This is a genomic window from Nonomuraea sp. 3N208, from assembly GCF_052245935.1.
Lineage (GTDB): Bacteria > Actinomycetota > Actinomycetes > Streptosporangiales > Streptosporangiaceae > Nonomuraea.
The window spans coordinates 1-17,870 of record NZ_JBQQBR010000043.1 but is presented as its reverse complement, the minus strand read 5'-3'; the positions used below and the strand labels follow the sequence as shown (position 1 = coordinate 17,870).

The 17,870-nt window shown below is 70.7% G+C and carries 21 protein-coding genes and 1 pseudogene; 12 read left to right on the top strand and 10 right to left on the bottom strand.

Going from position 1 to position 17,870, the window contains the following annotated elements; translation table 11 throughout:
• Nucleotides 1-33: 33 nt before the first annotated feature.
• Nucleotides 34-1,983 carry an FtsX-like permease family protein gene (locus ACTWPT_RS46195; RefSeq protein ID WP_443183901.1) on the bottom strand — a complete coding sequence of 650 codons (1,950 nt, stop codon included), beginning with the start codon at nucleotides 1,981-1,983 and terminating at the stop codon, nucleotides 34-36.
• Nucleotides 1,980-2,654, bottom strand: coding sequence for an ABC transporter ATP-binding protein (locus ACTWPT_RS46190; RefSeq protein ID WP_443183900.1), 675 nt, complete (start codon nucleotides 2,652-2,654; stop codon nucleotides 1,980-1,982). Before ACTWPT_RS46190 ends, ACTWPT_RS46195 begins: the two co-directional genes overlap by 4 nt.
• 270 nt (nucleotides 2,655-2,924) lie before the next feature.
• Between ACTWPT_RS46190 and ACTWPT_RS46185 the strand changes: the two genes are divergently transcribed.
• Complete coding sequence (locus tag ACTWPT_RS46185) at nucleotides 2,925-3,533, top strand: class I SAM-dependent methyltransferase (RefSeq protein ID WP_443183899.1); 609 nt, start codon at nucleotides 2,925-2,927, stop codon at nucleotides 3,531-3,533.
• 116 nt (nucleotides 3,534-3,649) lie between these two features.
• On the opposite strand, the gene ACTWPT_RS46180 is transcribed toward ACTWPT_RS46185, so the two are convergent.
• Entirely contained in the window at nucleotides 3,650-4,687 is a 1,038-nt protein-coding gene (locus ACTWPT_RS46180; protein WP_443183898.1) for a GTP-binding protein, read from the bottom strand.
• A gap of 291 nt (nucleotides 4,688-4,978) precedes the next feature.
• Here ACTWPT_RS46180 and pafA point away from each other — a divergent pair, with 291 nt between their 5' ends.
• A complete protein-coding gene (gene pafA, locus ACTWPT_RS46175) occupies nucleotides 4,979-6,337 on the top strand; it encodes a Pup--protein ligase (RefSeq protein ID WP_443183897.1) in 1,359 nt (452 codons plus the stop codon).
• A 40-nt stretch (nucleotides 6,338-6,377) separates the two neighbouring features.
• Nucleotides 6,378-6,755, top strand: a complete 378-nt coding sequence (gene mihF / locus ACTWPT_RS46170) for an integration host factor, actinobacterial type (protein WP_443183999.1) — start codon at nucleotides 6,378-6,380, stop codon at nucleotides 6,753-6,755.
• 143 nt (nucleotides 6,756-6,898) lie between these two features.
• Here the strand turns inward: mihF and ACTWPT_RS46165 are convergent, their stop codons facing one another.
• Together ACTWPT_RS46165 and ACTWPT_RS46160 are read right to left on the bottom strand one after the other, a co-directional pair.
• Nucleotides 6,899-7,186: a hypothetical protein gene (locus tag ACTWPT_RS46165; protein WP_443183896.1), complete on the bottom strand. Its 288-nt coding sequence runs from the start codon at nucleotides 7,184-7,186 to the stop codon at nucleotides 6,899-6,901.
• A 206-nt stretch (nucleotides 7,187-7,392) separates the two neighbouring features.
• Nucleotides 7,393-8,109, bottom strand: a complete 717-nt coding sequence (locus ACTWPT_RS46160; RefSeq protein ID WP_443183895.1) for a TetR/AcrR family transcriptional regulator — start codon at nucleotides 8,107-8,109, stop codon at nucleotides 7,393-7,395.
• A gap of 97 nt (nucleotides 8,110-8,206) precedes the next feature.
• On the opposite strand from ACTWPT_RS46160, the gene ACTWPT_RS46155 reads away from it, so the two are divergent.
• The 4 genes and pseudogenes from ACTWPT_RS46155 (at nucleotide 8,207) to ACTWPT_RS46140 (ending at nucleotide 10,635) form a co-directional block, all read left to right on the top strand.
• A complete protein-coding gene (locus ACTWPT_RS46155; protein ID WP_443183894.1) occupies nucleotides 8,207-9,145 on the top strand; it encodes an NADP-dependent oxidoreductase in 939 nt (312 codons plus the stop codon).
• Nucleotides 9,146-9,211: 66 nt separating this feature from the next.
• Nucleotides 9,212-9,670 (top strand): annotated as a pseudogene (locus ACTWPT_RS46150) (SDR family NAD(P)-dependent oxidoreductase); the annotation flags it as partial.
• A gap of 262 nt (nucleotides 9,671-9,932) precedes the next feature.
• Nucleotides 9,933-10,304 carry a DoxX family protein gene (locus ACTWPT_RS46145; RefSeq protein WP_443183893.1) on the top strand — a complete coding sequence of 124 codons (372 nt, stop codon included), beginning with the start codon at nucleotides 9,933-9,935 and terminating at the stop codon, nucleotides 10,302-10,304.
• An 85-nt stretch (nucleotides 10,305-10,389) separates the two neighbouring features.
• Nucleotides 10,390-10,635: a hypothetical protein gene (locus tag ACTWPT_RS46140; protein WP_443183892.1), complete on the top strand. Its 246-nt coding sequence runs from the start codon at nucleotides 10,390-10,392 to the stop codon at nucleotides 10,633-10,635.
• Between the two features lie 160 nt (nucleotides 10,636-10,795).
• On the opposite strand, the gene ACTWPT_RS46135 is transcribed toward ACTWPT_RS46140, so the two are convergent.
• Entirely contained in the window at nucleotides 10,796-10,936 is a 141-nt protein-coding gene (locus ACTWPT_RS46135) for a hypothetical protein (RefSeq protein WP_443183891.1), read from the bottom strand.
• A gap of 50 nt (nucleotides 10,937-10,986) precedes the next feature.
• Entirely contained in the window at nucleotides 10,987-12,309 is a 1,323-nt protein-coding gene (locus ACTWPT_RS46130; protein WP_443183890.1) for a jacalin-like lectin, read from the bottom strand.
• 113 nt (nucleotides 12,310-12,422) lie between these two features.
• Between ACTWPT_RS46130 and ACTWPT_RS46125 the strand changes: the two genes are divergently transcribed.
• Entirely contained in the window at nucleotides 12,423-14,018 is a 1,596-nt protein-coding gene (locus ACTWPT_RS46125; protein ID WP_443183889.1) for a PHP domain-containing protein, read from the top strand.
• Between the two features lie 23 nt (nucleotides 14,019-14,041).
• Here the strand turns inward: ACTWPT_RS46125 and ACTWPT_RS46120 are convergent, their stop codons facing one another.
• A complete protein-coding gene (locus tag ACTWPT_RS46120) occupies nucleotides 14,042-14,188 on the bottom strand; it encodes a hypothetical protein (protein ID WP_443183888.1) in 147 nt (48 codons plus the stop codon).
• 157 nt (nucleotides 14,189-14,345) lie between these two features.
• On the opposite strand from ACTWPT_RS46120, the gene ACTWPT_RS46115 reads away from it, so the two are divergent.
• From ACTWPT_RS46115 to ACTWPT_RS46105, 3 genes are all read left to right on the top strand, one after another.
• Nucleotides 14,346-14,582 carry a hypothetical protein gene (locus ACTWPT_RS46115; RefSeq protein ID WP_443183887.1) on the top strand — a complete coding sequence of 79 codons (237 nt, stop codon included), beginning with the start codon at nucleotides 14,346-14,348 and terminating at the stop codon, nucleotides 14,580-14,582.
• 238 nt (nucleotides 14,583-14,820) lie between these two features.
• Nucleotides 14,821-15,543, top strand: coding sequence for a cellulose binding domain-containing protein (locus tag ACTWPT_RS46110; RefSeq protein WP_443183886.1), 723 nt, complete (start codon nucleotides 14,821-14,823; stop codon nucleotides 15,541-15,543).
• Nucleotides 15,544-15,571: 28 nt separating this feature from the next.
• Nucleotides 15,572-15,748 carry a hypothetical protein gene (locus tag ACTWPT_RS46105; protein ID WP_443183885.1) on the top strand — a complete coding sequence of 59 codons (177 nt, stop codon included), beginning with the start codon at nucleotides 15,572-15,574 and terminating at the stop codon, nucleotides 15,746-15,748.
• Nucleotides 15,749-16,044: 296 nt separating this feature from the next.
• Here ACTWPT_RS46105 and ACTWPT_RS46100 read toward each other — a convergent pair whose 3' ends face one another.
• Entirely contained in the window at nucleotides 16,045-16,470 is a 426-nt protein-coding gene (locus ACTWPT_RS46100; RefSeq protein ID WP_443183884.1) for a cupredoxin domain-containing protein, read from the bottom strand.
• 359 nt (nucleotides 16,471-16,829) lie between these two features.
• Nucleotides 16,830-17,006: a hypothetical protein gene (locus tag ACTWPT_RS46095; protein WP_443183883.1), complete on the bottom strand. Its 177-nt coding sequence runs from the start codon at nucleotides 17,004-17,006 to the stop codon at nucleotides 16,830-16,832.
• A gap of 424 nt (nucleotides 17,007-17,430) precedes the next feature.
• Here ACTWPT_RS46095 and ACTWPT_RS46090 point away from each other — a divergent pair, with 424 nt between their 5' ends.
• Nucleotides 17,431-17,742, top strand: a complete 312-nt coding sequence (locus tag ACTWPT_RS46090) for a hypothetical protein (protein ID WP_443183882.1) — start codon at nucleotides 17,431-17,433, stop codon at nucleotides 17,740-17,742.
• The last annotated feature ends 128 nt before the right edge of the window (nucleotides 17,743-17,870 follow it).

Here is a 17,870-nt window from a genome sequence, read left to right as displayed (position 1 = left end):
TCGATGAACGCGGCCGCATCGAACGCGACGGCGTCAGTCCGGGCGGGGAGCCGGGTCGGCGGTGACCGCTCGCAGGAGCGGGCGGCTGAGCGCACCCGCCCCGATCACGCCCGCGAACCCCACGACGACGCATCCGCCCAGGGTGGCCGCGCCCACCGAGCCGACGCCGCCGGACGTGACACCGGACATGAACGGCAGCGCGCAGAACACGCCCACGAGGATCGCGCCGCCGCCCATCACCGTCAGCGGGATCAGCGTCTCGGCCCTGCGGGCCCGGTCGAGCACCTCCAGCGGCGTGCCGGCCAGGCGCAGCAGTCCGTACGTCTGCCGCCGGTCCAGCACCGACGACATGGCGGTGATGCCCGAGCTGGTGATGGCCACCAGGAACGACACCGCCAGCACGACGTTCGTGCCCACCCGGATGTCGGCGAGGAACTGCAGGGCGGACTGATCGTCGGCAGCCTGCGTCGTGGGCGTGCGCCCGGGAACGAGCCCGGCCAGCGCAGTGCGGGCCCGGTCCACCGTGGCCGCGTCAGCGGAGCCGTCGAGGGCCGCGACCACGACGTTCTGCGCGGGTTTCACGGTCGCCGTCACACCGGCTTTGCGCAGGCGTTCGCGGGCCTGCTCGCTCACCTGCTCAACCTGCCCGGCGGGCGCGGTGACGCGGAGTTCCGGCGGCCCGGCGGTCCCGCCGTCGAGCACCGCAGGGCTGAGCAGTCCGAGGAAACCGGCCACGAACCCGGTCAGCGCCACCCCGCTCACCGTCCGCCAGGCGGAGCGGGGGTCGTCCACGAGCCTGCGGCCGGCGAGCAGCCGCACGGGGCCGCGGGCGAGCCCGGCCGTGATCCGGCCGATCATGCCGACTACCCAAGGCCCCACCAGGTTCACGCCCAGGAACGCCAGCGCCAGCGCCACCCCGATGATCGCGATGCCGGTGTTCATCGACAGCTGTGGGATGACGGCCAGCACCGCCAGCAGGGCGATCACCCTGACGAACCGCATGGCGGGCGGTGTCTCGCGTTTGGCCACTCCCAGCGGGCTGACCACCACCCGCCGCAGCCCGGCCACCGCCGACAGGCCCACCAGCAGCGGCACGGCGACCAGCACCGCCGCCATGACCAGCGGGTTCGGGAACACGTCGGCGGCGAACCAGGGGCCTCCCTGCATCTCGATCCTGGCCAGCAGCGGCGCGGCCAGGGCGTAGGCGACGGTCCCGGCCAGCGCGCCGGCCAGCGCCACGATCACCGCCTCGGCCACGGTCATCCCCACCACCTGGCCGGGCGTCGCGCCGACCAGGCGGAGCGTGGCCAGCCGCTGGTCGCGCCGGGCCACCGTGAGCCGGGCCGCCGCGCCCCCGAAGATGAGCAGCGGCACGACCATGAGCACGCTGGCGATGACCGCGAGCGTCTGGTACAGCTTCGCGTCCTGGCTCGCTTGTCCGTCGAGGGTGGCGACCTTGACCGGCCCCGTATCGACCATCGAGTCGCTGCCGCGGGACGCGGTCATTTCCGAGGCGTCCGGCTTGTGGCCGACGACCGCGACCAGCTCACCCGGATACACCAGCGCCTCGTCACCGAGCACACCTACCTGGCGCGGGAAACGCGCGGCGAGCTCGTCATCGGGAAGCCGGCCGGCCAGCTCGGCCAGAGCGGGCGAGAGCCACGCCTCGCCGGGGCGAGGGAAGCGGGGCAGGCCGGGCGGAGGATCGGGCGCCTCACCCAGCGCGGCCAGGTCGACGACGGTGATCGTCTGGTCGCGGACGACATCCGTGCGCGACGCTTCGATCGCCACCGCGCCCGAGGAGGCCGGGACGGGGTTGCGCCAGGCGCCGCGATCGGCCCTGGCCTGAAAGGCGAAGTTGGCGGCCACTGCGAACAGCAGCAGTGCCGTGGACACGGCGACCGCCCCGAGCGTGAGCCAGGTGCCGAGCATGCCGCGGCGCCCGCCGCCCCTGAGCAGGCGCCAGGTCAGTGCGAGGTTCACGCACGCACCCCGCTCACCAGCTGCCCGTCGCGGACCTCGACGGTGCGGTCGCACCAGCCGGCCACGTGCGGGTCGTGGGTCACCACGATCAGGCTGGCGCCGTTGTGCTTGGTCGCCTCCACCAGCAGCCGCATCGTGTCGTGACCGGTGCGCTGGTCGAGGGCGCCCGTGGGCTCGTCGGCGAACACCACGGCCGGCTTGCTCACCAGCGCCCTGGCGATGGCCACCCGCTGCGCCTGGCCGCCGGACAGCTCGCCCGGCCGCCTGGACTCCATCGCGTGCAGGCCGAGCGGCGCGAACCACTCGCGCGCCTGCCGTACCGCCTGCGCCCTGGGCACACCGCCGAGCATGAGCGGGAGCGCCACGTTCTCCTCGGCGGGCAGCTCGGGCAGGAGCTGGCCGAACTGGAAGACGAAACCGAAGCGGGTACGGCGCAGCGCGCTGCGCTTGCGCTCCCCCATCGCGTCGATGCGCTGCCCGAGCAGGTGCACCTCGCCCGCGTCCGGCTTCATGATCCCGGCCAGGCAGTGCAGCAGGGTCGACTTGCCGGACCCGCTCGGCCCCATGATCGCCACGGCCTCCCCGGCCCGTACCGCGATGTCCACGCCGCCGAGGGCGACCGTCTGCCCGAACCTCTTCACCAGGGCCCGTCCAACAAGCACGTCATTCATGCCGACCAGCCTCGCGCCCGGGACGGGGTACGGGAGATCGGCCGTTCGTCCATATCCTTCTCGATCGCCTCGGCCGAACGGCGGATCCCGGGTGAGCCAGGCGATCAAGACCCAGACCGCGGCCTCGGCGCCCAGCTGGCGGTCTTCTTCGGCCGCTGCCCCTCGCGCGCACAGGGGAGGTGGACGACCGTTGATGTTCATCTCCGAGCTCTCTGCACGTTATGTCACATTTGTCCTCGGTGCGGCAGGATCTGGCCGGGGGTATCGACTGTGGTAATCGATCAGGGGCGCCGCTACCTCGACCGTGGCCGGTTCTTGTGGGAGTTCGTCAAATCGCCGCTGCGTACGGCCTCAGTGGCGCCGAGCTCGGCGTGGCTGGCGGAGCGTATGGTGGTGGGCGTCCCGGAGCGCGGTGACCCGGTGGTGGTGGAGCTCGGCGCGGGGACGGGCGCCTTCACCTCGGCCATCCAGCGGCGGCTGGCCGGCCGCGGCAGGCACGTCGTGGTCGAGCTCAACGAGAGATTCGCCGCGGGGATCGCGCAGGCGTACCCGTCGGTGGAGGTGGTGTGCGACGACGTCACCCACCTGCCCGAACTGCTCGCCGGGCGTGGCATCGGGCCGGTGGACGTCATGGTCAGCGGCCTGCCGTGGGTCGCCTACGCCGGGGAGCCTCCCCTGATCCAGTCCATGGCCCGCGCGCTCGCCCCCGCCGGGGTCTGCACGCAGTTCGCCTACAACTGGACGCGCAGGGCGGGCCCGGCCCGGCGGCTGCTCGGTGACCTGCGGGCGGAGTTCGAAGAGGTCGTGACCAGCATGACGGTCTGGCGCAACCTGCCACCCGCGGTGGTCTACGTCGCCCGCCGCCCCCGCTGGAGGTGAAAGCACGTCACCGCAGGTGAACCGCGCCTAGCCTGTTGGAGGCGGGGATTGAGCAGCATCCGAACGATCCGCGGCCGGCGGACCGCCACCGCCTCGATCCGCGCCCTCTCGCCAGGTCATCGCGACACGACAGCGTCCGTGTCGGCGCTGCGGGCGAACGGGTCGTCGTAGCCGCGCCACACCCGCGAGCCGGCCAGCGCCTCCTCCGGCGTGAGCAGGCAGGAGTCCAGCAGGGTGTGGATGTGATCGCGGTCCAGGTCGGGGCCGGTGAAGACCAGGTGCTGGACGCGGTCGCCGGTGATCGGGTTCCAGTCGAGAGCGGCGCCGGCGCGGCGGGCCGGGCCGAGCATGTCCCAGGCCGTCTCGGGCAGCGCGGCCAGCCACAGACCTGCGTCGCGTACCGTCACCTGGCCGGCCACGGCGTCCCAGGCCAGCATCCGCTCATGCCGGCTGGCCAGCCAGAAACGGCCCCGGCCGCGTACCGTGCAGGCGGCCAGCTCCCCGGCGGCGGCGTACAAGCGTGCCGGATGCAGCGGGCGCAGCCGCCGCCAGACGACCGTGACGACCGCGCCGGTCTGGGCGTCGCACGGCAGCAGGGCCGTGCCGGGATCGACCCGGGCGGCCAGCTCGCGCGGGCACAGAGCCGGCCCGGCCAGGCCGGGGAGAGCGTCGCGCAGATGGTGCACCGCAGTACAGGGGGCCAGGTGGGCCAGGACCGCCGCGGCCAGCTCGACGTCCTCGGCGTCGCCGCCCACCAGGGCCAGGCAGGTGGCGTACTCGATCTGCCGCGCCAGCACGCCGGCCACGTGAGGCCCGGGCCCCTGCCCGGGTTCCGTCGCCTCGAGGCGGTCGCCGCGGATGATGTCGATGGGCATGTGCCGGGCATCCAGAGCCGCGAGCACCCCGGTCAGCCGCAGCCCGCCCCCGGCGATCGCCTCGGCGACCGCGCGCGGCTCACCCGCATCCCACACGTCCACCACCAGGAGCGCCGCGGCCGGGGCCAGACGGCACAGCTCGGCCGTCAGGTCCTCGCGACCGGCCCCCGGCCCGTGACGAACCGCCGCCGCTCCGGGGTGATCGGCCAGCAGCCGGTCGACGACGGCCGCGCGGGCGGCACCGTGCAGGCCGACGACCAGAACGACAGGAGTGGACACGGGCTCTCCCCTTCCGCAAAAACAGAATGAAAACCGTTATCGATATCTTGACATACCGGGACGGGCGACGGCCTTGGAGAAGGCGGCTGAGGCCATCGTTATCTTGGGTAGTCAAGCGAAATATCTGGTCAGCTGCTTGAAGGTCTGTCAGGCACGTCAGGCAAGTGAGTCCGCTGTTCCAAACGCCGGATCCGACGGCCGGCGTTCGTACCCTTCGACGCCGACCACCAGGTCCTCACCGACCACCTGGACGACCTGGGCGAGACCGTGATGGGGGAGTAGCGTGAGGCAATGGATCGTCGCATCTTCGGCCTGGAGAACGAGTACGGCGTCACGTGCACGTTCAGGGGCCAGCGCAGGCTGTCCCCCGACGAGGTGGCCCGGTACCTGTTCCGGCGGGTCGTGTCCTGGGGCCGGTCGAGCAACGTCTTCCTCCCCAACGGCGCCCGTCTGTACCTGGACGTCGGCAGCCATCCCGAGTACGCCACGCCCGAGTGCGACAGCGTGATCGAGCTGGTCACGCATGACAAGGCGGGCGAGCGCATCCTGGAGGGCCTGCTCGTCGACGCCGAGAAGCGGCTGCGCGAGGAGGGCATTGCCGGCGACATCTACCTGTTCAAGAACAACACCGACTCGGCCGGCAACTCCTACGGCTGCCACGAGAACTACTGTGTGGGCCGGCACGGCGAGTTCGGGCGGCTGGCCGACGTGCTGATCCCGTTCCTGGTCACCCGGCAGATCATCTGCGGGGCGGGCAAGGTGCTGCAGACCCCGCGCGGCGCCGTCTACTGCGTCTCGCAGCGGGCCGAGCACATCTGGGAGGGCGTGTCGTCGGCCACCACCCGGTCCCGGCCGATCATCAACACCCGTGACGAGCCGCACGGTGATGCCGAGCGGTTCCGCCGCCTGCACGTGATCGTGGGCGACTCGAACATGAGTGAGACCACGATGCTGCTCAAGGTCGGCGCGACCGATCTGGTGCTGCGCATGTTCGAGGCGGGCACGGTGATGCGTGACCTGTCGCTGGAGAACCCGATCAGGGCGATCCGCGAGGTCTCCCACGACATGACCGGCCGGCGGCGGGTGCGCCTGGCCAACGGCCGGGAGGCGTCGAGCCTGGAGATCCAGCAGGAGTACCTGTCGAAGGCGAAGGACTTCGTCGACCGGCGCGGCGGCGACGCGATCGCGCACCGGGTGCTGGAGCTGTGGGAGCGCACGCTGCGCGCGGTCGACACCGGCGACCTCGACCTGGTGGCGCGGGAGATCGACTGGGTGACGAAATACCAGCTCATCGAGCGTTACCGGAAGAAGTACGACCTGCCGCTGTCGTCGCCCAGGGTGGCGCAGCTCGACCTCGCCTACCACGACGTGCACCGCAAGCGGGGCCTGTTCTACCTGCTACAGCGCCGCGGCTCGGTGGAGCGGGTGGCCTCCGACATCAAGATCTTCGAGGCCAAGTCGGTGCCGCCGCAGACCACCCGGGCGCGGCTGCGCGGCGAGTTCATCCGCAAGGCGCAGGAGAAGCGCCGCGACTTCACCGTCGACTGGGTGCACCTCAAGCTGAACGACCAGGCCCAGCGCACCGTCCTGTGCAAGGACCCGTTCCGCAGCGTCGACGAGCGGGTGGACAAGCTCATCGCCGGCATGTGACCGAGCGGCCGGCTGGCATCGCGTCAATGGCCACGCCACTCTGCGTCTGTACGGGCACCAGATTGCGCGCGGGCCCACGGGGGCGGTCACGCCTTCACCTGGCTCGTCGACCGGGACGTCACTCCCCTGCTCGTCGGCCGCTACACCGCCGCGGTCGGCGGCGAACCATCGCACGGCGCGTAGCGCGCTGCTGGCGGGGGTGAAGTCCGGTACGGCCAGCGTGGCGGAGGTATTCGGCCGTAGCGGCGAGGAACTGGTGAAGAAGACTCGGATAGCGCAGGTTCTCCGAGCGGTTCCTGGTTACGGGCCGGCGAGGGTCGCGGCGCTGATGGCCGTGTCGGGGGTGGCTCAGAAGCGCCGGGTGGGCGGACTGACCAAGCAACAGCGGGAGCGTCTGCTGCAGGCGCTGGCCGGTTGATCGCCGAAGATCAGCCGAGCGCCCTTGAGGAAAGGGGCACCGCACCGTCCTCCCCCGCGGGCTGCGCGCCGCCACCCCGCGCGGATGCGCTCTATTTGCAGACCAGCGCGCAAGGCGGCTGCGGCCCGCCGGCTCGCATCGCTTCACCTGAGGCGGTGCGGCCGGCTTCGGGGCTGCGCCTCGGACGGCACGAGCATCCGCCGGACCTGTTCGTGGGAGACCCCGGCGTGCTTGCCGATCCGGCGCAGCCCCCACCCCTCGGCCTGCGCGTCCGCCATCGCCGCAGCCATCGCCTGCGAGGTGACTTCATCCAGCATCGCCCGCAACTCCGCCAGCCGCGCCAGCCGTATCGCAGGAGCCAGATCGGCGATCTCGCCGCAGAACCGGCCAACATCCGACCGCAGGAACGCCACACCTTCAGAATCCGCCACAACGCAAGATTGGCCTGGTCAGAGATGGTGTGTCAAATCATGTGACACTAACCCCGGTTCATCGTTCCACTAGTACTGGGAGGCCAATACCCCCTGCTACGGCGACCCCGCAGAGCGCCGATGACGAGGCGGGGGCACGGGATGACCGGCGCGTTGTCCGAGTCCGGCACATGGGCACGGGACATCCATCATGATCGTTGGCATCGTCAACGGCTGTCTGTTCGCTCGGTGTCCCCACCGGTGGCGGGGCGGGCGAGGCGGAGCATGGCCCGGTACAGCGCGGTGTGTGCAGGAGCCTGCTCCAGCGGTGGGAGGTCGGTGCCGGGGGTGGCGTAGGCGCGCAGCATCTGGCCGACCAGGCGGCGCCAGGCGTCGGGGGCGGCGTCTTGGGTGGCGGCGACGACGCCGGCGTTGGCCATCAGCAAGATGACGAGGTCTTGTGAGGTGAAGTCGGCGCGCAGGTGGCCGCCGGCCTGGGCGCGGGCGATGAGTTCGAGGAACCCGTCGTAGGCCTCGGCGCGGCGGCCTTCCAGCGCCTTGGCGGCCGGGAAGGTCATGGCCAGCACGTCGGCGAAGCCCCGGTCGGCGGCCTGCATGGCGCACACGGCCTGGATGAAGCCGATGAAGCCGTGCCAGGGGTCGGGGTCGGCGAGGGCTTCGGCGGTGGCGGCTGCGTAGGCGTCCATACGGTCGGCGAAGACGGCGTTGATGAGTTCTTCGCGGGTGGCGAAGCGGCGCGACAGGGTGGCCTTGCCGACGCCGGCTTCGCGGGCGATGCAGGCCATGGAGACGCCGAGCCCGTCGCTGGCGTACAGGCGGCGGGCGGCGGCCAGGATGCGCTCGCGGTTGCGTTCGGCGTCGGCGCGCAGCCCCGGTTCGGGCTGGCGGTCGGCGGGCGAGTCGGGCTCTGCGGTCGAGGTCATGACCCCCACTCTACCCAACTGGAACGACCTACCCACTTTGGTGCTAGGCTGCACCACGGAACTGGGCAGGCCGTTCCGTTTTCGAAAGGTGCAGCTCATGCGTGCCATAACGCTCGAATCCGTCCCCTCGACCCCGGCTGTGGCCGAGGTGGACACTCCCCGCCCGGAGGCCGGGGAAGTGTTGGTGAAGGTGGCCGCCGCCTCGTTGAACGGGATCGACGTCTCCACCGCCGCCGGCTATCTGCAGGGGTTGATGGAGCATCGGTTCCCGCTGGTGCTCGGCAAGGATTTCGCGGGCACCGTCGAGGGGCTCGGTGAGGGCGTGGAGGGCTTCGCGGTCGGCGACGCGGTGTTCGGTGTGGTGATGAGGTCGTACCTGGGCGCCGGGTCGCTGGCCGAGTACGTCACGGCGCCCGCCGGACACGGCGTCGCCCCGATCCCCGCGGGCCTTGAGGTGGCGGACGCGGCCGCGCTGGGCGTGGCCGGCGCGACCGCCGTGGACAGCCTGAACGCGGTGGCCCTGGCCGAGGGCGAGACGGTGCTGATCTCAGGGGCCGCCGGTGGGGTGGGTTCGCTGGCCGTGCAGCTCGCCGCCGCCCGCGGCGCGAAGGTGATCGCAACCGCCCGCCCCGGTACGCAGACCGACTTCGTCACCGGCCTGACCGGAGCAGAGGTCCACGTGGTCGACTTCACCGGTGACCTTCACGCCCAGGTCCGCCGAATCGCCCCGGACGGCGTGGACGCGGTGCTGCACCTGGCGGGCGACGGCGCCCAGCTCGCCGAACTGGTGCGGCCCGGCGGCCGGATCGCTTCCACCACCGGCCTGACCCAGGATGCCGTCAAGGGCCCGGACGTCACCGTCCACACGATCATGGCCGACCCGACCGCTCCGACTCTGACCGCCCTGGCTGAGCAGGTCGTCTCCGGTGCGCTGCGGGTGCCGGTCACCGCCAGCTACCCGCTGGAGAAGGCCACGGAGGCGTTCGCCGCCTTCGGCGCGAGCACCCCGGGCAAGATCGCCATCGCCTGCTCCTGACATCCATCGCTTCACGGAAAGAGATCTCACGTGCCCACTCTCGCCATCGTCGGCGCCGGCCCCGGCATGGGCCTGGCCATCGCCCGCACCTTCGGCAGCCGCGGCTTCGACGTCGCCCTGATCGCCCGTACCAAGGAGAAGCTGGAAACGCTGGTCGCCCAGCTCGGCCAGGAAGGCATCACGGCCGCCGCGTTCCCCGCCGACATCCTCGACCGCCCCTCATTGACCGATGCCCTGGACGCGGCCAAGGCCCGCTTCGGCGGCATCGACGTACTGGAGTACTCTCCGGCCCCGCACTCCCCCGTGCCCGGCCTCACCCTGGCCGCTCCCTCGGAGGTCACGGTGGACAATCTGCAGCCGCAGATCGAGTACAACTTCTACGGCGCCGTCACGGCGGCCCAGGCGGTACTGCCCGCCATGCGGGAGGCCGGTGCCGGGACCCTGCTGTTCACCACCGGCGGCGGATCCGTGGACCCGGTGCCGATGTTCGGCAACGTCAACGCGGCCGCAGCAGCTCTGCGCAACTGGGTGATCAACCTGAACAAGGAACTGGCCGGCAGCGGCGTGCACGCCGCCCACGTGGCGATCAACGTCTGGATCGGCGGGAACGGCCCGGCGGGATTTCCGGCGGCCACGCCCGAGCAGATCGCCCCCTGTACTGGGACCTGCACGAAAACCGCGACCGATCCGAGGCCATCTTCAACGCCTGACCGGCCGGCCCACCCCGCTCCCGGGAGGGGCATCCGCTCCCTCCCGCCCCCGTCCCCCTCTGCCAAGGAATCCGTACGTGAACGTCTTCTTGTGGATCCTGCAGGCCGTGCTGGCCGCCATGCTCGCCATGGCCGGCGTCATGAAGTCCACCCAGCCCAAGGAGAAGCTGGTCGGCCAGCTGCCCTGGACGGCCGACTTCTCGCAGGCCACCGTCCGCTTCATCGGCATCGTGGAGTTCGCCGCCGCTCTCGGGCTGATCCTGCCCGCGGCCACCGGCATCGCCCCCGTGCTGACCCCGCTGGCCGCGTCCGGCCTGGTCGTGGTGATGGTGCTGGCCGCGATCACCCATGCCCGCCGCAAGGAACCCGGCGCGATCGCCTTCAACGCCGTCCTGCTGATCCTGGCTGCCCTGGTGGCCTGGGGACGCTTCGGCCCCTACAGCTTCTGACCCTCACCGCAAGGAACCCCCTGATGCGTGTCACCGTCCTCGGCGCGACCGGCGGCATCGGCCGCCTTGTCACCCAGCAGCTCCTGTGACCGACGGGACCCGCACCATCGTGCAGGTCATGGAGGCGCAGAAGGTGGCCCGCTTCATCGGCCTGGCCACGGCGTCGCTGGCCGACCTGCGCGACAAGCCGCACTGGAAGCACAAGGTCCTGCCCGTCATGGCCCAGCTGATGTTCCCCAACGCGCTGGCCGAACTGACGGGCATGACCAAGGCCGTCAGACTGATGCCTTCCACCAGCGATCCCCACTTTTCGAGGAGCACACCGCCATGACCACCATCACCGATCCGTCCTTCGTTGACCGGCTCGGCTCAATCCCCGCGTGCCCAGGGAACCCCAACTGACGGTCCACACGGCGGAGCACCGCCCAACGGCAGGCGCTTCCCGCCGTCGTGCGTACCACCGGTTCGGCCGGGACTCCGAAGGGACACCATCATGAAGAAGCGGCGAGGGTGCCGGGGAGGTGCTTCTTGACGACGATGCGCAGGCGGCGCTCATTCATGCCGGACCAGCTCACGACCTCGCGCACCAGTGGCTCGATGTCCGCCAGGTCAGGGGGGACTACCTGGCCCATGTGGGCGGGTTCGACTTGACGTCTTCCGCCCCGCTGATCGGGTCCCTGGGTCAGCGCTGCGTGTAGATCACGCCTACCTTGTCCAGCTCGGCGCCGGAGCGGCCGTGGAACCCCGCGATCTGCCGGCCCGCCGGAGCGGTGAACGTGGTGCAGTCGGAGGTGGTGGAGCCACCCGCGAGCGTCCGGCCGAGATTGGTGGTGAAACGCGCGGAGAAGATGCGCGTCTGCCCGTTCCTGACGCCGCGGCACACCTGGAGGGAGGAGGCGTACTCGTCGGGGCCCAGCGTCAGCGTTGTGGCCGTGCCGCCGGTGCCGCCGTGCGCCAGGATGGTGCCGTCCTGCAGGGTGAGCCCGATCCGGTCGACGCGCGAGCCGGCGTTGAGTGAGATCGCGCTCGCGCGGGCGCGGACGGGGACGATGTCGGTGAAGTACGTCCCGTGTGGGCCGCCGAACTGGTCGCTGAGCTGGAACGCAGGGTTGAGCGCCCAGGAGAACGACGCGGTGATCGGGTAGTGGTCGGACAGCGGCGCGCCTGCCGCATCACGGAAGGAGGCATTGTCGTTGTCGTAGCCGGTGGCGGTCAGCGTGACATAGGGGCCGCCGCGGTAAAGGATCTTGTCGACCACCTCGCACTCGTTGGTCACCGCCGCGTCGTCACAGGTCAGCGCGGGCGAACCCGCCGCCGGTGGGGTGCCGCCGCGTACGCGCTGGACCCACACGTCGGTGAGGCCGTTCTGCGCGAGCAGGTCGCGGATGTTGTCACCCGTCCGGGTGTAGCGGGTATTGGTGTCGCCGTAGACGATCACCGGGTGTCCGGCCGAGTGCGTCTGGATGAACGCCGACAGTTGCAGCAAGTTGGCGCGCCGCGCGGCCAGGTCGCCGCTCTCGGTCCCGGCGTCGGTGTGCAGGTTGTACAGGTGCGCGTAGACGCCCGTGGCCAGCCGTACGCGCATGAACGTGAATCCCTTGGGGGTCAGGCAGTCGCCCGAGCCGATGGAGCAGGTGTCCCAGGTGACGCGCTCGAAGTCGTCGGCGTCGTAGGGCAGGTCGGACAGCGTGTTGAGGCCGCTGCCGAAGGGGACGCCGCCGCTGGTCGGGGTCCGGTGCGGGTGGTCGTCGGCGGCGTAGAGCGCGGCGTGGTAGTTGAAGTCCTCCTGGATGTGCACGATGTCATACGGCGCCAGCCGCGCCCCGATGAGGGGCGTGTTGGTGGCCGGGTCTCCGCCGGAGATCGGTTCGGGCAGCCCGGCGATGTTGTAGGCCAGCACGGAGAACGTGCCGGAGAAGGTGCCGGAGGCGGCGTGCGCGGGGAGCGGCAGGCCCACTCCGATCAGCAGGATGATGAGCGGCGGAAGTAAGCGGGCGATCCTCATGGTCGCGACGATAGATACCGGAGGTTAAACGTGCATGTTCCGCTGTTCATGAGGGGTTCTCGCTTCTGAGGTTGTCCCCTTCCCCTCTGATCCTGGAAAAGGGATCCGTGAACGTGAACAAGGATCGACGAGCGCTCCTCGCGGGCGTGGGCCTGGTCGGTGCGGGTACGGTGCTGGCCGGGCCGGCAACAGCCGCCCACGGTTCGGCCAGGCGCGCCGAGCGGCGCCGCGGCTACCTCTGGCTGGCCGGCGACCACCACCTGCACTCCCAGTACAGCAACGACGCCATGTACCCGGTCGCCGCGCAGGCCGAGCGGGCGGTGGCGGGCGGGCTGGACTGGATCGCCATCACCGACCACGGCAACGTGCCCTTCGCCACCCACAGCGTCAACCCGCTGGTGGCCGACATCAGGACGGCCAGGGAGCGCCACGGCGACCACCTACTGATCTTCACCGGGCTGGAGTGGAACATTCCGGCAGGCGAGCACACCACGCTGATGCTCGCCCCCGGCCGCAACGAAGCCGCCTTCCTGCAGGAGTTCGTCACCAAGCACGACGCCAGGGTCAACGGCACCAGGGACGGCACCCCCGCCAACGAGGAGCTGGCCGTCAAGGCCGTCCAGTTCCTGCGCGAGGCCGTACGGCGCGGCCGGATCGACGATGCGCTCGTGATCCCCAACCACCCCGCCCGGCTGGGCATCAACTCCCCGTCCGAGACGCGGGCCTGGCGGGACGCCGCGCCCGAGATCGTGATCGGCATGGAGGGCGCGCCGGGTCACCAGGCGGCCGGCCTGCCCGCCCCCGGCATGGCCAGGGGCCGCGGCCTGTACGACTCCAGCCCCGGCAACTGGTCCTTCCGCGGCTACCCCGCCGAGGCCTACCGGACCTGGGGCGGCTTCGACTGGATGGCCGCCGCCGTCGGCGGGCTGTGGGACAGCATGCTGGCCGAGGGCCGGCCGTGGTGGATCACCACCACCTCTGACGGCCACCAGGGCTGCGGCGACTGGGTAAAGAACCCGGTCGATCCGCTCAACCAGACCGGCTACGACTCGATCCCCTACAACGACCGGGGCGACACCTTCAACAGCACCGGCCGCTTCCCCGACCCGGTCAACGCCGGCCGGCCGATCAGCGAATACAGCTCCCTGCCGCCCGGCGCGTACAACAAGACCTGGGTCGGCGCCACCAGCTTCGGCTACCGGCAGGTGATGGACGCCATGCGGGCGGGCCGCATGTGGGTTTGCTTCGGCGACCTCATCGCCGGGCTCGACCTGCGGCTCGGCCGTAGCCCGATGGGCGGGACCGAGCGGGTGCGGCGAGGCGGGAAGGTCAAGGTGACGGTCACCGTCGACCTGGCCGACCGGCCCAACGCCACTGGCCTGGTGCCGCGCGCGGCCCGCGTGGATCTGATCCTCGGCACGGTCACCGGCCCGGCCGCCGACCGGGCCGCCTTCCGCGCCCCCGACAGCCGCGTGGTCAAGTCCTGGGACGTCTCCGGCCTCAGCGGCACGATCACGCTGGAGCACGAGGTCACCGCCGAGAACTCGTTCTACGTCCGGGTGCGCGGCACCGACGGCAAGCGCAGCGCGCCCGGCTACTTCGGCGCCGACGTCGACCCGGCCGGGCCCGCCATCGACGTGCCGGGCCAGGCCAACCCGTGGGAAGACCTCTGGTTCTACTCCAACCCGGTCTTCGCCATAGTCCGCTAGGGCGCAGGCGCGGCTGAGCCGGATCAGCTCCTCCTGTGCCCCGACGGGACCTTCAGGAGCCGAGCCAGCTCAGCAAGTGAGGTGATGCGGGGAAAACCGGCGGGCGGCGGCCCGGCACCGAGCCGGTCCAGCCAGACCGAGCGCATGCCGGTCACCGCCGACCCCGTCACGTCCTTGATCCTGCCTATGGATTGATCGTCATCGCGGAGCCCCCTAGGCCGACCGTGTCATGGCCGGCGGTGAAGGCCCTCCCGAGGAGCTCAGCGAGGATGTTCGGGAAGCCCTGCAACGCATGGGCATCTTGGGCGGCGAAAGGACGCCTGAGCCATGGACGCGGCCGTCGAGCGCGTCGCGCTCGCGCTGCAAGCCCCGCGGCTGGACCCGCACGGCCCCACGGCCAGCCCCGGCGACGTCGACGACGCGCTCACCCTGCTTGGTCACGCCCGGGCCGTGCTCGACTCCTACGAGCTGCATCTGCTGGACGCCGCCCGCGCCGCCGGTCGCGACCCTCGATGTCGTCTCGATCCGGATCTGGCTCCGAGACCTCGTCGCATGATCACGTGACACGACCCAGCCACGTTCTCCTGCGCGGCAGAGCGAACGTGCACGTCAGAGCGGTAGGTGCCGGTTTCAAGGGGCGAGCCGCGGGTGGGCGATTTCTGAAAGATTCATCGATCCTTGACACCAACAAGGTCACCGTTGACGATGCGTCTGCCGGAATCCCATCGTGCGGTGTCTCGGCCTGGGTCGGCGCCGTCTCGCTTGCGCTGAGAGGTGCATAGCCGTGGCTTGGACAAGACGGATGACCTTGGGCCTGAGCACGATCGTCGGCCTGCTGACCATGCTCGCCACACCGGCGATCGCCGGAGGCACCGTGGTGGCGGCCGCCCAATCGGCCGGGTGCGCCGCCACCGCGCGCGTCGACGGAGAGTACGCCGGGGGAAGCATCGTGACCGTCACGATCACCAACACCGCCGCCACCGCCGCGACCAGGTGGACGGCGAACGTGACCCTTGCCAGCGGCCAGTCGGTGGTGTCCGCATGGAACGCCATCGTCGCCACGGCCGGCACCACTTCCGCCACCTACGTCACCGCGGTGAACGCGGCTTACAACGGACAACTGGCCCCGGGGGCCTCGATCACCTTCGGGATGCTGGTCACCGGCACTGGACCGACCCCGACGGCGAGCTGCATCAACAACGCCATCACCGGTGAGCCGAGCGTCACGCTCACCGAGGCCGACAACGGCAAGACGATCACTCTCCGCATCGGACAGACCCTCGGCATCTCCCTCCCCGCGGCGTACCGCCCGACCGCCGTCAGTGGACCGGCCCTCGTGAAAGCCTTGACCCGCGGCGGATACCCGACCGATCAGCCGCTGTTCGAGGTGTACCGCACCGGCACCGCCGGTTCCGCCGACGTCAGCACTGCGACCGACTACGCCTGCCTGCACACCCCGCCCTGGTGTGCGCTTCCGCAAAAGTTGTGGCAGGTACACGTCGACGTCGTCGGCAGCGGCGACTGAACACCCGTCCACCAGGCCGCGGTGACAGGTGACGCGTGAGCTCACCAGGAACCTGGCCGCCAGGCTTGGGCTGACGTTGACGGTCGAGGAGACCCTCCAGCCCGGCACCTCACCGCGCAAGGCATGGGAGAACGTGGCCGCCCCATCGACCCAGGCCGGGTGGCGTACGTCCGACGGGTTCGGGTTTCAGGGGTGGGCTGCGTGAGCACGCGCCCGAATGGCTGCGGCTGGAGCGTATCCGCTGGATTGCTCGGGAGGACTACGCCGCTCTGAAAGCCGCTGGCCGTCACCGCGCCTCGCCCCTGACCCCCATTCGCCACGACAAGGAGCCGCTTCCATGGTCAACCTTCAGACACCGCATCCGGGGCAGCTGCCGCCGCTCCACCCGAGCGCCGCCGCCTACTCGGCGGTCCGCGCGGTCACCCGCGATGCCCGGTAGCTCCCGCCAGCGCGTCCGTGCCGGACGGGGCGCCGGGTCGCGCCGAGCCGTGCCCGCAGTGGTCACTTGACGGTCAGGGTGGTCTCCATGCCTTGGGCGCGGTGGTTTCCCACCGGGCACCACACCTCGTAGGTGCCGGGCTGGAGGGTGACCGTCCAGGCGGTCTTCTTGCCGCCGTCGACCACGTCAGACTGTTGGGTGCCCACGCCGGGTCCCTCGAGGGCCATCGCGTGGGGCACGCTTCCGACGTTGTCGATCATGAACGTGTACGTGCCGGCGGCGAGGTCTCGCTTGGCCATCACGAAAGAGAACTCGTTCACCGTCACGTTGATCATGCTTCCCTGCTCGGCAGGCGACGTGGTCGCCTGGCGGGCGGGAGGAGCCTCAGGTGCGCTCGCACCGCCCCCGCAACCGGAGACGGCCAGCAGTGTGACGGCAGCCGCCCCAATGGCGCGGGCCAGTCGCCGTCGATTGGTGATCCTGTGCATGGAAGACCTCCTCTTGGCCTCGCTGCCCTGTCTTCCGCGGGCGCGGTGGCTCGGCCATGGCCACGCCCGGTGGTCCAGACTGCTGCGGTCAGCCGTATGTGGTGGTCTCTCTCCAGTCTGCCGTCATCACCCCCAACGGGGAACACGTAGAGGTCCAGCGTGTGTCCCATGTTCTGCTATGGCTCGCCTCAGGCCGGCGGCGTGTCCTCCAGAACGACCGGCAACGAGCCCGCGCCCGGTAGGCCGCTCAACGAGGGCTACCCAAGAGTGAGATCTCCTCGGGCGGCCCCGGGCGCCGCCGCGAGAAGGGGGAGCATGAGCCGGCCGTTGCGCCCGGCCACCAAGCGGCAAACGCCCGCTCACATGTCGTAGCCGGCGGTAAGGGTGATCAGATCGAGCAGCTCGGCGACCTCGTTGACGATCGCCGGTAGTCGCGCTGCGGTGTCGTGCCATCGGGGGATATCGCCGCGCCGCCGCCCTCGGCCTCGCGAGCGCCGGGTCGACGCTTTATCGGCCGTGCGGGCACGCGATCGCACGGACGTGGGCTGCCCTTGATGAGCGAGGGTCAGGTGTGCGGTCTCCTCGCGACACGATTATGAACGATGTCTCAGCGCTTATGCCGGGACGCTGGTGGAATGGGCTCGCCGCTTCCTGCGCCTCACTTTGAAGATCGTGACTAAACGGCCTGGTCAGACGGGGTTCAAAGTACTCGCGAGACGTTGGATCGTCGAGAGGACGATTTCGTGGCTGATAAACGCTCGTCGCAACGTGGTCGACTTCGAACGCAAGCCGTCGCATAGCGAGGCACACCTGACCGTCGTCGCGATTACGCTCATGACCGGGCGGCTGACCAGGAAAAATCACAGGCGTGGACTCGGAGATCAGCCTCTACGCGGCGTGCCGCCTGAGCTTAGAATCCGCGGGCTCGAATTCTGTTGATCACTATAGATCCGATCACAGGTGATCTTATGCAACGAGTCATGGCCAACTTCGGTCAAGCGGCCGGCCGCCGGGTACGACCGGGTGGTCGTCATCGCCCCCGTCGTCCGCGGCGGCGGCGTGATGAAGGGCGTCCACGAGCAGGTCGCCGAGCTGGGCGACGAGGCCCGGGTGGCGCTGGTGGAGCCGGACGCGGAGCAGTTCCGCGCGGTGATAGGCCGCCGCGCGGTCAGCTCCCTCCTGGACCCCGCCCGCCGCGCTCCGGCCGCCCGAGCGGGCCGCCGGCACGGCCTGGAGGTGGCGTCCCAGGTCGCCGCCGTGTGGAACGACTGATCGTACGTGGCTGGGTCAGCGGGTGGCGCTGAGCTGGTCGAGCAGCAGCGTCAGGCGGGCCTCGCGGCCTGAGGCGGGGAGTCGGCCGCCGCGGGACAGGACGATCAGCCCGTGCAGGGCGCTCCAGG